We start from the raw sequence: 14130 nt of genomic DNA, 5'->3' as shown, positions 1-14130 counted from the left end.
TTAATATACAAGTGTTATTTTTGACACTTGAAATTTACAGATAAAGAATTGTTAGAATGGAATATTTGAATGAGTTAAACCCTGTTCAGAAAGAAGCTGTTGAAAATTACACCGGACCATCGCTTGTAATTGCTGGTGCCGGATCGGGTAAGACCAGAGTACTTACCTACAGAATTGCTCACTTGTTGAATCAGGGTGTTCGTCCTTATTCGGTTTTGGCCTTAACGTTTACCAACAAGGCGGCTCGCGAAATGAAAGACAGAATTGCCAATGTGGTTGGACAAGAGCAGGCTCAAAGCTTATGGATGGGAACATTCCACTCTATTTTTTCAAGAATTTTAAGATACGAGGCTGAACATTTAGGTTTCGATTCCAACTTTACCATTTACGACACTCAAGATTCGCGTAATCTTTATCGTGCCATAATTAAAGAAATGCAGTTAGATGATAAGGTATACAAACCTAACGAAGTACAGAATCGCATTTCATCGGCTAAAAATAACCTGGTGACATCTGCAGCCTACGCCAACAACGCCAAAGCTCAAAAAGCTGATGCAGAAGCAAGAAAACCAAGGATCTCAGAAATCTACAGTAGATATTCTCAAAGATGTAAACAGGCCAATGCAATGGATTTTGATGATTTGCTTTTGCAAACCAACATCCTATTCCGAGATTTTCCGGAAATATTGGCCAAGTATCAGGATAAGTTTAAATACGTATTGGTAGATGAGTACCAAGATACCAATTACGCACAATATTTAATTGTGAAAAAATTGGCTGAACAACACAAGAATGTATGCGTTGTGGGCGACGATGCACAGAGTATTTACTCTTTCCGTGGTGCCAAAATTGAAAACATCCTAAACTTTAGAAACGATTATCCAAACTACCAACTATACAAACTGGAACAGAATTACCGTTCTACTCAGAATATTGTAAATGCTGCCAATAGCATTATCCATAAGAACAAAGGTCAGATTCAAAAAGAATCATTTTCGGATAATGAAGAAGGTGATAAAATCAAAATTGTAAAAGCTTTAACCGATCATGAAGAAGGTTACTTGATTACGAATGACATTTTCGAAACCAGAATGCGTTCGCATTGTGCATATCAGGATTTTGCAATTTTATATCGTACCAATGCTCAATCGAGGATTTTCGAGGAGTCCTTGCGAAAACTGAACCTGCCTTATAAAATTTATGGTGGATTATCTTTCTATCAACGCAAGGAGATTAAAGACCTTTTGGCCTATTGTAGAATGGCTGTAAATCCGCACGACGAAGAGGCTATAAAAAGGGTGATTAATTATCCGAAACGTGGAATTGGTGCCACCACAATTGCTAAACTGCAAGATGCTGCATCTCAAAATGTGCTTAGCATGTGGGATATTATATGCGGCTTACATGAGCGTCCTTATGGATTGAATGCAGGTACAATCTCAAAAATTGCAAAGTTTACCAATTTGATAAAAGGCTTTCAAGCTCAATTGGCAACTGAAACCGCTTTCGATTTGGCCAACAATATTGCCAACTCAACCGGAATCATAAAAGAATTGTACAATGACAGATCTCCTGAAGGCGTATCTAGACATGAAAATATCCAGGAATTATTGAATGGTATACAGGAATTTACACAAAATGCTTTGGAAGAAGGGCGCGAATTGCATTTGCCAAACTTTTTGGAAGATGTGGCCTTGTTAACCGATCAGGATAATGAAAAAGATGAAGATCGAGATAAGGTGACCTTGATGACCATTCACTCAGCAAAAGGTCTGGAATTTCCATACTTGTACATTGTAGGCTTGGAAGAGGAACTGTTTCCTTCGCAAATGGCTACAAGCACCCAACAAGAGCTTGAAGAAGAACGAAGATTGTTTTATGTGGCCTTAACCCGTGCGGAGAAAAAAGCAACTCTTTCGTTCGCGAAATCGAGATACAAATGGGGAAATATGAGTTATCCCCGACCAAGTAGATTTATTCGTGAAATTGACGAAAGGTTTGTTGAATATACATATGAACAAGAACCAGAATTCTCAGGAAATGGTCGTGACAATTACCAAAGTACAACTGAATTCGAAGTTCCTAATTCACCAAGTAGATTTCAACAAAAAAGAAGTTTTTCGGCTAAACCCAAACTAAATCAGCCAGTTTCACGTATCAAGCAAAGTAGCAATCAAAACGTCGATCCAAACTTCACCCCTTCGGATCCTGATTCAATCCAACCAGGAATGGTAGTTGAACACCAACGATTTGGAAAAGGAAAAGTGTTACAACTGGAAGGAAGTAAACCGAATATTAAAGCAACCGTATTCTTTAAAACCGTTGGACAAAAGCAATTGCTACTTAAATTTGCGAAACTTAAAATTGTAGGATAATTCTCTCACAATTTGTAATGATTAAAGAAAACATATACATTTGCAATGAGTTCTAAGACTTTCTAAGTTTGTCGATTACCAAAAACGAAACGTTTAAAATTCTTATTTACTTCATTAAAATAAGCGACAAATCAGAAATAGTCACTACGAATTATTAAGAAACAGACTTCAATTTTATTTTGGTATGTATTGTGTTGAATTAACGCAGATTACCTTTTATATAATAGAAATTGATTACCGTAATTAACACAACTAAATAAATGGATTACAATTCGAACAGGAAACACCTTGTACTTCCTGAATATGGGCGAAACGTTCAGAAAATGGTTGACTTTGCTCTAACTGTGGAAGACAGAGACGAAAGAAATAAAGTAGCCAAAAGCATTATCGCTGTTATGGGTAACATGTATCCACACCTAAGAGATGTTAGCGATTTCAGACATAAACTTTGGGACCATCTTGCTTTGATGTCGGATTTTAAATTGGATATTGATTCTCCTTTTGAAACTCCTACAAAAGAAAAATTATCTGAGAAACCACAAAAGGTTCCATATAAAAACGAACGAATTAAGTACCGCCACTACGGTAAAACAATTGAATCTTTAATTGCTAAGGCAATCGAAATTGAAGAACAAAAGGAAAAAGATGCTTTGATTTTAATGATTGCAAATCATATGAAAAAGTCTTTCATCAACTGGAACAAGGACAGTGTACCTGATGATAAGATTTTTCAAGATATTGTGGAGCTTTCTGAGGGACAACTTACAATTCCTGAAGAATTGAAGTTACGCGAAGCCAGAGATAAAGATTTCTCACAGAAAAATAAGCCACGTAAAAAGCATACTGGCGGACATCGCAACGATCATCGCAAACACAATAAAAATAGATAATTACAAAAAACCGGTTTTTTAACCGGTTTTTTTATTCAACAAGCTTAATATTTCCGTTTTTTCCTTCGCTTTTATGGTTATCTTTAAGCTATCATTCACACCAAAACACAGACCAAATGAGCACTTTCGAAATAATTGGAGGTCAACCACTAAAAGGTGAACTAACTCCACAGGGAGCAAAGAATGAAGCTTTACAAATTCTTTGTGCAACATTATTAACTGACGAAAAAGTTACAATTCATAACATACCCAACATTCTTGATGTAAATAAATTAATCGAACTTTTATCAGATTTAGGAGTTCAGGTTTCTCAAGAATCAAAGAACAGTTATACTTTTAAAGCCGAAAATGTAGATTTAGAATATTTAAATTCGCCTGAATTTGTTAAAAAAGGATCTTCGCTTCGTGGCTCCATCATGATTATCGGGCCTCTTTTGGCTCGATTTGGAAAAGGATACATTCCTCGCCCTGGTGGTGATAAAATTGGTCGCAGAAGATTAGACACCCACTTTATTGGATTCCAAAAGCTAGGGGCAGTATTCAATTTTAATCAAGGTGAAAACTTTTATCGTGTTGAAGCAAAAAAACTAAAAGGAACCTATATGCTTCTTGATGAAGCATCGGTTACCGGAACAGCCAATATCATTATGGCTGCTGTTTTGGCCGAAGGAACTACTACCATTTACAATGCAGCATGTGAACCATACATTCAGCAATTGTGTAGAATGTTAATTTCGATGGGAGCAAAAATAACTGGTGTTGGCTCTAACCTGCTCGAGATTGAAGGCGTTCAAAAACTAGGTGGGTGCGAACACAAAATTCTGCCAGATATGATTGAAATTGGTAGTTTTATTGGTTTAGCTGCCATGACAAAATCTGAAATTATCATTAAAGATGTTGCCTATAAAGAGTTGGGAATGATTCCTGATGCCTTTAAACGACTAGGAATAAAAATGGAACTTAGAGGAGATGATATTTTTATCCCTAAACAGGAAAATTACGAAATCGATACCTTTATCGACGGTTCGATTCTAACTGTTGCTGATGCTCCTTGGCCTGGACTTACACCTGATTTATTGAGTGTTTTCCTTGTGGTTGCCACACAAGCCAAAGGAAGCGTATTGATTCACCAAAAAATGTTCGAAAGTCGTTTGTTCTTTACGGATAAGTTAATTGACATGGGTGCACAAATCATTCTTTGTGATCCACACCGTGCCACTGTAATTGGCTTAAACCAGGAAAACCAATTGCGCCCAACCACCATGGTATCACCTGATATTCGTGCAGGAGTTGCCTTATTAATTGCCGCTTTATCGGCCGAAGGAAAGAGTACAATTCACAATATCGACCAAATTGACAGGGGGTACGAAAACATCGATTTAAGATTGAATGCCATTGGAGCAAATATCAAAAGAATTGTTAATTAACTATTCTTTAACAGTTTAAATAATTGGATATATCTATTTTGGTTCTACAAATTAGACAGATTATTAATGGTTAATTAAAATACGTATGAAAAAGTTTAAATATACATTTCTACTGCTGGCATTTTTATTCTCAATTTCAGCCTATGCAGGCGATAAATCGAAAGGAGCCAAAGAAGGCTTTAATGTTGGAGATAAACTTCCTGATATTGTTGCAAAATCAATTGATGGAAAAAACTTAAAATTAAGTGATTTAAAAGGCAAAGTTGTATTGGTTGATTTTTGGGCATCGTGGTGTCCTCCATGTAGAGCAGAAAATCCAATTCTTATAAATGCTTACAATCAATTTAAAAACGCCGAATTTAAAAACGGTAGTGGATTCGAAATCTATAGCTTTTCTTTGGATAAAAAATTAGCCAGCTGGAAAGCAGCCATTTCTAAAGATAAATTGAATTGGAAATATCACGTAAGTGAATTAAAAGGATGGCACTCTCCTACTTCCAACAAGTTTGGAATTAATTCCATTCCGGCCAATTTCCTTATTGATGGCAATGGTATTATTCTTGCAAAAAACCTTAGAGGAGCTAACTTGGACAATTTTCTTCATCAGTACATGAAAAAATAATAACAAGAAACCTACATAAAATAAAAGCCGATAATTTCACATTAATTATCGGCTTTTATTTTGATTGAATCAATAGAAATTCTTTCAATTCTTCCGTATGATACCCTTTCTCATCCAACCAATGAAATGCTTTTTGTACATCTCTAAACACTTGTGTTTTTACATTGGTGTTGTTCATATAAAATGTAAATATGTAGGCTTGAACAATTTGTAAAAATTTAGCTTGAACAATTACCGCATTGTACTCATAATTAAGGGAACTACTTATTTTTTTGATTGCCCCATTAACCTGTCGTGCAAGTTTTGGACTGGAAAGAATTAATTCTGTGAGATCACAAATTGATGAAAAGTTCTTATTCGGATACTTTTCAAGCATATCATCAATTGCTTTGATAAAAAAATCAACGGCCTCCTGATCCTGCATCCCTACAACCTTTAGGTATACAACATCCTTGTATAGTCGAATGTTAAAATCACTGGTGTCAATTTTAATTTCCATAAGTATTAATAATAACGTATACTAAATATAATTAAAAGATATTTCTTATAAAAATTCATCATGACATTAACTTCCCATATTTTTTGCCATCAGCTAATTGTATAATTATCTGTACGAAAAGACATGAAAAAGGAAATTATTACAGTTTCAAATTCTATCTTTGTGCCAATTTGTCGTAAAGGCACAAATTGGCAGGTTATTTGTTTACTTCTGCCTTGTTAATTTAGAACGCAAAAAATCATTGAAAAATGACAAAAGATACAAGCAAATCAAAAAAAGAAGAATTGGAAGAAAAAGATTTGGAAACTAAGGTAGAACAGCCAGTTGAGGAGAAAGAGGTAAAAGAAGAACCAAAGGCTGAAAAGAAAGAAAAAAAGAAATCGGCTAAAGAGAAAAAAGCTGACGAAATAGAAGAACTTGGAGCAAAACTTCAGGATATCAACGACAAATACATGCGTTTATCCGCTGAGTTCGACAACTATAGAAAAAGAACTTTAAAAGAGAAAATGGAGCTTACCAAATCGGCAGGTGAAAAAATTCTTGTTAATGTTCTTCCTGTAATGGATAACTTCGAAAGAGCACTACAATCTATTGATGAAGCAAAAGATATAGAAGCTTTAAAAGAAGGTGTTCATTTGATTTACAACAATTTCAAAGATTTCATTTCGCAGAATGGAGTAAAAGAAATTGAAGCGATTAATACAGAATTTGATACCGACATTCACGAAGCAATCACAAAAATTCCTGCGCCATCAGAAGATATGAAAGGAAAAGTTGTTGATTGTGTTGAAAAAGGATACACTTTAAATGAAAAAGTGATTCGTTTCTCAAAAGTTGTTGTAGGAGAATAATTCTCTGATTCCTAATTCTAAGTTGAAAAAAGATGTCGAAAAGAGATTATTATGAGGTATTAGGGGTATCAAAGTCTGCCTCGGAAGCCGAATTAAAAAAAGCATATCGTAAGAAAGCGATACAATTTCACCCGGATAAAAACCCTGATGATAAGCAGGCTGAAGAAAACTTTAAAGAAGCTGCAGAAGCTTATGAAGTTTTGAGTAATCCCGAAAAGCGTCAGCGCTACGATCAATTTGGTCATGCCGGTATGGGTGGAGCTTCTGGTGGTGGCTTCGGCGGCGGTATGAACATGGAAGATATTTTTTCACACTTTGGAGATATTTTCGGTGGCGGATCATTCTTTGGTGGTGGATTTGGTGGCGGTGGCCGCAGTTCACGTCGAGTAAACCGTGGTAGTAACCTTAGAGTAAAAGTAAAATTGACTTTAAAGGAAATTGCCGAAGGCGTTGAGAAAAAGATAAAAGTTAAGAAATACATTGAGTGTAATTCATGTAACGGATCTGGAGCCAAAGATGGCTCATCTTTCTCTACTTGTTCTACCTGTAATGGTTCAGGACAAGTTACAAGAGTTCAGAATACCATTCTAGGACAAATGCAAACTGCATCAACCTGTCCATCTTGTAACGGCGAAGGAAAAATGATTACCAACAAATGTACTAGCTGTGCTGGTGAAGGTATTGTTCGTGACGAAGAGGTAATTTCAATTAACATTCCTGCTGGTGTTGCTGAAGGCATGCAACTTTCGGTTAGTGGAAAAGGTAATGCTGCTCGTCGTGGTGGAATTAATGGCGATTTGTTGATTCTAATTCAGGAGGAAGAACACCCGGAATTGGTTCGCGATGAAAATGACTTGCTATACAACCTATTCATTAGTATCCCTGATTCGATTTTAGGAACAGCTGTTGAAATTCCAACAATCGAAAACAAGGTTAAGGTTAAGATTGATGGAGGTACACAACCAGGCAAAATTTTACGTTTAAGAGGCAAAGGTCTTCCTGATGTAAATGGATATGGACGAGGTGACTTGCTTGTTAAGATTAACGTTTGGGTTCCAAACAATGTAAGCAAGGAAGAGAGAAAGGTTCTTGAAAAACTTCAATCTTCAGAATCATTTCAACCAAAACCATCATCGCAAGAAAAAAGCTTCTTCAAAAAAGTAAGAAACTTCTTCGAATAGATATAAAAACAAAAAGATCAACCCCGGCTGAAATGTCGGGGTTTCTTTTTGTCTAAATTTTATATCGATAAAAAAACAAGTTAAAACTTGTATCATCTTCTTTATATCGATTTTTTATGAAGACATCCTCATAAATTGTGTACTTTAGATTTCAGTTCTTAATAGAGTGTCACTAACCAAAAATATAATTCATGACATTTTTCGAAGCAAAAGACGTTGTTAAGCAATATGCAGGACATAAAGCACTTAACAAAGTAAGCATATCTGTTCCGAAAGGCAGCATATTTGGACTTCTTGGTCCAAATGGAGCTGGTAAAACAACATTAATTCGTATCATCAACCAAATTACTGGTCCCGATGCCGGAGAGGTGTTTTTTAACGGACAGCCTTTAAAACCTGAAGATGTAAAACGCATTGGTTACCTTCCTGAAGAAAGAGGTTTATATAAAAAGATGAAAGTTGGCGAGCAAGCTGTTTATCTTGCACAGTTAAAGGGAATGAGCCAAAAGGAAGCTACCAAGAAATTGAAAGCCTGGTTCGATAAGTTTGACATTTTACCTTGGTGGGATAAAAAGGTTGAAGAGCTATCAAAAGGGATGGCACAAAAGGTACAGTTTATTGTTACCATTCTTCACGAGCCTGAATTATTAATTTTTGATGAGCCTTTCAGTGGTTTTGATCCGATTAATGCGAATTTGTTGAAAAAAGAAATTCTTGAATTAAGAGACAAAGGTGCTACCATCATATTTTCAACTCACAATATGGGTTCAGTCGAGGAAATCTGCGACCACATTGCCTTAATCAACAAATCAGAAAAAATTCTTGATGGTCCTGTTGAGCAAATCAAAAAGAGATACAGAACCAACACCTACGAGATTAACTACATAGGTGAATTCGACAAACTGGATCAGGTTCTTAAAGCTGATTTTGAAATTATTGATCAAGCCAAAGGAATTGAATTCAATACTCTTAAGATCAAATTAAATAACGGATCTACTTCTAATGAATTATTAGAACAGCTACTGCCATATCTGAACATTGTTTCCTTCCGAGAAATCATTCCTAACATGAATGATATTTTCATTAGAGTAGTAAAAGAAAGCAAAACCATCTAACCACAAGATTTATAAAATGAACAAGATATTTATCATTATACAAAGAGAATACCTCTCTCGCGTAAAGAAAAGGTCATTCCTGATTCTTACTTTTCTTACTCCATTGTTGATTGCAGGAATTTATGCTTTCATGATTTGGATGATGTTGAAAGATGATACTGAAAAGAGAACTATTGCCGTTTTAAACGAATCGGAATTGGTAGAACCTGTTAAAAGCAGTGAATTCACCACATACAACTACTTGCAAAATGCCTCTTTCGAGGAGGTAAAAAGTAGTATGGAAAAGAAAGGATATTACGCCATTTTGGTAATTCCTAAAAACATTCTGCAGACCAAAACCGCAGAATTATTCTCGCACAAACAAGTTACCATCGAAGTTAAATCAAATGTTGGAAGACAAATAAGGCAACATATCGAAAAACTGAAGCGATCTAAAATTATTGCAGAAGCAAATATGCCTGATTTGGAAGAAAAACTAGCTGCAACCAGAACACCTATCTCTATGCGCACTATTAAGTTTGGCGAAGGTGGAGAAATTAAACAAAGCTCTACCGAAATTGCAATGGGAATTGGTTTTGCTGCCAGCTTCATCATTTACATGTTTATTTTCATGTATGGTGTTCAGGTAATGAGAGGGGTAATCGAAGAGAAAAGCAATCGTATTGTCGAGGTAATTATATCATCAGTTAAGCCATTCCAACTGATGATGGGAAAAATTGTTGGCGTTGCAATGGTTGGGTTGACCCAATTCATAATGTGGGTTGTATTAACTGGCATAATTATTACGGTTGGTTCAGCATTAGTTCTGCCAGGCGTTGACATGGAAGCCCTGCAACAGGCAAAGTCGGTAGCTGAACTACCTGCAGGTGCAGCTTCTTTAGATGCCGGTCAGTTAAAAATGGCTCAGGATATTCTGGGAACTTTCGATCTTGCCTATGTTGCTGGTATTGTTGGCGCATTTATCTTCTTCTTTTTAGGAGGATATTTATTGTACTCAGCACTATTTGCTGCTGTTGGTAGTGCTGTTGATAATGAAACGGAAACCCAACAGTTTATGCTTCCTATTACAATTCCATTAATTCTTGCTTTGTATATTGGTTTTGCCGTAGCAAAAAATCCAGAGAGTAGTTTGGCCTTCTGGGGTTCTATTATTCCATTCACTTCACCTATTGTAATGTTGGTAAGAATTCCTTTCGGAGTTCCAATTTGGGAATTGCTACTTTCCATGACGCTACTAATCGGCACATTCCTGTTAATCACATGGATAGCAGCCAAGATATATCGAACAGGAATATTAATGTATGGAAAGAAAGTTTCCTACAAAGAAATTTGGAAGTGGTTAAGGTATCACAACTAACAAATATTGTATCGATTTTTAGAAAATGCCTCTTCACGAGGCATTTTTCATAAACTTCAAATTAGGCATAGTTTTTGAAGAACCAGAAACATGTCTTTTATCAGTATTTACAAGACATTGACAAAAGTTATTATTCTTAAACAAAGATTTTACTATCTTCGATAATGAATCTAGTCCTATAAGCTAGGCTAGATCACTTTCACTTAAAACTTTAACCATTATTTATGCAAACGAAACGGATTTCTGTAATTGATTTAGGAACCAATACATTTAATTTATTGGTAGCAGAATGGAGCGAAGGGAAACATCCTAACATCCTACACCGTTCAAAGTACCCTACCAAAATTGGCAAGGGCGGAATTAATCAAAATAAAATAACCGACGAAGCGATTCAAAGAGCAAAAAATGCATTTGATGAAATGAATTGCATATCAGAAGAATATAATGCTAGCGAGAAAATTGCATTCGCTACTTCAGCAATTCGGTCAGCAGCGAATGGTGAAGAGTTCGTCCGATTAATTGAAGAGAACTATCAGGTAAACATCGAGATCATTTCCGGTGAACGTGAGGCTGATTTGATTTATACAGGAACAAAAAATGCTGTTGAATTAAATCATGAAGCCGTTGCTATTCTTGACATTGGAGGTGGTAGCAATGAAATTATTATTGCCAACAACGAAAAAGTATTCTGGAAAAAAAGTTATCCACTAGGTATGACCCGTTTGCTCGAAATGTTTGCGCCTTCGGATCCAATGACAAAAGGGGATATTACAAAAGTAGATGAGTACTTAAAAGAGCAATTGCCCGACTTATTTGAGGCACTGGATCTTCACAATGTAAAAACCTTAATCGGTTCATCTGGGTCTTTTGATACTTTCAAACAAATCCTTTTGGCTGATGGCTATCAAACAAATGGATTGCCGGAATCTCAATTTGAGATCAAACTGAAAGATTTTTTCAGATTACACCAGATTTTTCTAAACTCTAGCCTCGAAGAAAGAAAGACAATGAAAGGAATGGATCCTGCTCGGGTTGAGTTGATGGTGGTTGCAAGTATTTTTATCAATCACCTGGTAAAAGAAGCTGGTTTTAGTAAATTGTACCAATCTTCATATGCGCTAAAAGAAGGTGCTTTGTTTGAGCACATCGAAAAAAACACTAATAAAACAGCTACAGCTGTAGAATCAAAAAAATAGCTATGTCTAAAATTCTAATCATTGATGACGAAAGAAGTATTCGAAATACTTTGAAAGAAATTCTAAGTTATGAAAGCTACGACATCAGCCTTGCCGAAGATGGCATTGCTGGTTTGGAAATGGCAAAAAATGATGAATTCGATGTTATTTTATGTGACATTAAAATGCCACAGATGGATGGTATTGAAGTGCTGGACAAAATACAGGAATTGGCTATCGACACTCCGATCATCATGATTTCGGGCCATGGAAATATCGACACTGCAGTTGAAGCAATAAAGAAAGGAGCATTCGATTTCATTGAAAAGCCCCTTGATCTAAATAGAATTCTGATTACCATTCGCAATGCAATGGATAAATCGAAGCTGATTACAGAAACCAAAGTTCTGAAAAGAAAAGTCAGCAAGAAATATGAAATGATTGGTGAGGCTGATGCAATTCAGGATGTAAATCAAATGATTGATAAGGTAGCACCAACCGATGCAAGAGTTCTAATCACCGGACCCAATGGAACCGGTAAAGAATTGGTTGCACATCGAATCCATGAGCAAAGCAATCGCTGCAAAAGTCCATTTATTGAGGTAAACTGTGCTGCAATTCCATCTGAATTGATCGAAAGCGAATTGTTTGGTCACGAAAAAGGATCTTTTACTTCGGCGCATAAGCAACGCAAAGGCAAATTCGAATTGGCCGATGGTGGAACGCTTTTCTTGGATGAAATTGGTGATATGAGTTTATCTGCGCAAGCAAAAGTATTAAGAGCTTTGCAGGAAAACAGAATTACCCGTGTTGGTGGCGATAAAGAGATTAAAGTGAATGTTCGTGTAATTGCAGCAACCAACAAAAATTTAAAAGAAGAAATCGAAAACAACAATTTCCGTGAGGATTTGTATCACCGCTTAAGCGTGATTTTAATTGAGGTTCCTTCTTTGAACGATCGAATTGATGACATTCCATTGCTTGCCAATCATTTTATTGATATGATTTGTGGCGAAATGGGATTACCAGTAAAAGGAATTGATGAAGACGCAATTGAAGAGCTAAAAAAGATCAATTATACCGGTAATATTCGAGAGTTCAGAAACATCATCGAGCGATTAATCATCCTTGGACAGGATAGCATTAGTGTTGAAGATGTAAAAGCATATACCAAATCAGCAAATTAATCATGAGAATTGAATCAGATTTTATTGGTAAACGAGAGATTCCCAAAGATTCACTTTGGGGAATTCATTCTCTACGTGCGAAGGAAAATTTTCCGGACAACACCCAATTTCATAAAGAATGGTATATGGCTGTTGGAGTTGTGAAACAAGCCTGTTACAAAACTTACCTTGATTTTCTGAAAGGAATCGATCGTAAGTTTCCAAACCAGGAATTTCCTTTTCAATTGCTTGATAAAAATCTGATTGAAAACTTAAATGATGCTGCTGATGAAATAAATCTGGGCAAGCATTTCGAACATTTCATTGTGCCTGCCATACAAGGTGGTGCTGGAACCAGCATCAACATGAATGTAAATGAGATTATCGCCAACAGGGCTTTGCAACAAGCAGGTGAAAATTGTGGCGATTACGATAAAGTAGATCCTTTCGAGCATGCCAACGTGTTCCAATCTACTAACGATGTTATTCCAACATCGCTAAAAGTTGCGGCAATTCGTTTGCTTCAGGAACTGGAAGAATCAATTAACAACTTGCGTTTGCAGGTGGAAAAAACAGAAAGCAATTACAGAAATGTATTGCGCATTGGATACACTCAAATGCAGGCTGCCGTTCCATCCTCATACGATAAACTGTTTAGTACATACAACAATGCTTTGTCGCGAGACTGGTGGAGAGTTTCCAAATGTTTCGAAAGAATCAAGGAGGTGAATCTTGGTGGCGGTGCCATAGGAACAGGTTTATCCATTCCTCGATTTTTTATCATGGAAGTGGTTCCTAATCTGCGAAAGCTAACGGGATTGCCAATTACACGTTCCGAAAATTTATCGGATGCAACTGCAAATCAAGATGGATTTGTTGAAGTGCATGCAACATTAAAAGCACATGCGGTAAACCTGGAAAAAATGGTTGCCGACCTTCGACTTTTAGGATCCGATTTATTTCAGAACAGAGAACTTCACTTGCCACAAAAGCAAGTGGGTAGTTCCATTATGCCAGGTAAAGTAAATCCGGTAATTCCCGAATTTGTAATCAGCACCGCTCATAAAGTGTATGCCAACGATGTAATGATTAGCAATCTATCAGGACAAGGCTGCCTGGAGTTAAATGCTTATTTACCTTCTATCGGTCATGCCTTATTGGATAGCATCAAATTGCTGATTGCTGCAAACAATACACTTGCTGAGAATCTATTCAAGGAACTGTCGATTCAGTCGAATTCTACCGAAGAAAATGTGCTTTATAATCCTTCGGTAGCCACAGCTCTTTCTCCATATATTGGATATCATGAGGCTGCAAAACTGGCTAAGGAGATGAAGAAGAATTCTTGTACAATACTGGAAGCCAACAATAAGCTTGAAATTTTGTCGAATGACAAGCTAAAAGAACTGATTACTCCAGAAGAATTATTAAAATTAGGATTCGTTTTAAGCGAAACAATTAATACGAAATAA

Annotated in this window: 12 protein-coding genes; 11 read left to right on the top strand and 1 reads right to left on the bottom strand. The window is 36.3% G+C overall.

All coding sequences use genetic code 11. The features are described 5' to 3' along the window. Positions 1–56 precede the first annotated feature (56 nt). From BXY64_RS03420 to BXY64_RS03405, 4 genes are all read left to right on the top strand, one after another. A complete protein-coding gene (locus tag BXY64_RS03420) occupies positions 57–2375 on the top strand; it encodes an ATP-dependent helicase (RefSeq protein WP_120238554.1) in 2319 nt (772 codons plus the stop codon). Between the two features lie 260 nt (positions 2376–2635). Continuing rightward, the gene (locus BXY64_RS03415; RefSeq protein WP_120238553.1) at positions 2636–3265 is read left to right on the top strand and encodes a DUF4290 domain-containing protein; all 630 of its coding nucleotides are present in this window, start codon (positions 2636–2638) and stop codon (positions 3263–3265) included. Positions 3266–3381: 116 nt separating this feature from the next. After that, positions 3382–4692: a UDP-N-acetylglucosamine 1-carboxyvinyltransferase gene (gene murA, locus BXY64_RS03410; protein WP_120238552.1), complete on the top strand. Its 1311-nt coding sequence runs from the start codon at positions 3382–3384 to the stop codon at positions 4690–4692. Positions 4693–4777: 85 nt separating this feature from the next. Beyond that, positions 4778–5314, top strand: a complete 537-nt coding sequence (locus BXY64_RS03405; protein ID WP_120238551.1) for a TlpA family protein disulfide reductase — start codon at positions 4778–4780, stop codon at positions 5312–5314. Positions 5315–5369: 55 nt separating this feature from the next. On the opposite strand, the gene BXY64_RS03400 is transcribed toward BXY64_RS03405, so the two are convergent. Further along, positions 5370–5813, bottom strand: a complete 444-nt coding sequence (locus BXY64_RS03400; RefSeq protein WP_120238550.1) for a hypothetical protein — start codon at positions 5811–5813, stop codon at positions 5370–5372. A gap of 248 nt (positions 5814–6061) precedes the next feature. Between BXY64_RS03400 and BXY64_RS03395 the strand changes: the two genes are divergently transcribed. The 7 genes from BXY64_RS03395 (at position 6062) to BXY64_RS03365 (ending at position 14130) form a co-directional block, all read left to right on the top strand. Further along, complete coding sequence (locus tag BXY64_RS03395; RefSeq protein ID WP_120238549.1) at positions 6062–6664, top strand: nucleotide exchange factor GrpE; 603 nt, start codon at positions 6062–6064, stop codon at positions 6662–6664. Positions 6665–6696: 32 nt separating this feature from the next. Next, positions 6697–7845, top strand: a complete 1149-nt coding sequence (dnaJ, locus tag BXY64_RS03390) for a molecular chaperone DnaJ (protein ID WP_120238548.1) — start codon at positions 6697–6699, stop codon at positions 7843–7845. Between the two features lie 191 nt (positions 7846–8036). Beyond that, complete coding sequence (locus BXY64_RS03385; RefSeq protein WP_120238547.1) at positions 8037–8960, top strand: ABC transporter ATP-binding protein; 924 nt, start codon at positions 8037–8039, stop codon at positions 8958–8960. Between the two features lie 16 nt (positions 8961–8976). Then, positions 8977–10317, top strand: coding sequence for an ABC transporter permease (locus BXY64_RS03380; protein ID WP_120238546.1), 1341 nt, complete (start codon positions 8977–8979; stop codon positions 10315–10317). Positions 10318–10541: 224 nt separating this feature from the next. Next, positions 10542–11513: a Ppx/GppA phosphatase family protein gene (locus tag BXY64_RS03375; protein ID WP_120238545.1), complete on the top strand. Its 972-nt coding sequence runs from the start codon at positions 10542–10544 to the stop codon at positions 11511–11513. Between the two features lie 2 nt (positions 11514–11515). Continuing rightward, the gene (locus BXY64_RS03370; protein ID WP_120238544.1) at positions 11516–12679 is read left to right on the top strand and encodes a sigma-54-dependent transcriptional regulator; all 1164 of its coding nucleotides are present in this window, start codon (positions 11516–11518) and stop codon (positions 12677–12679) included. A gap of 2 nt (positions 12680–12681) precedes the next feature. Then, the gene (locus BXY64_RS03365; protein ID WP_120238543.1) at positions 12682–14130 is read left to right on the top strand and encodes a lyase family protein; all 1449 of its coding nucleotides are present in this window, start codon (positions 12682–12684) and stop codon (positions 14128–14130) included.

Source organism: Marinifilum flexuosum, assembly GCF_003610555.1.
GTDB classification, from domain to species: domain Bacteria; phylum Bacteroidota; class Bacteroidia; order Bacteroidales; family Marinifilaceae; genus Marinifilum; species Marinifilum flexuosum.
The sequence above is the reverse complement of the archived record's forward strand: the minus strand, read 5'-3'. Positions and strand labels throughout refer to the sequence as shown.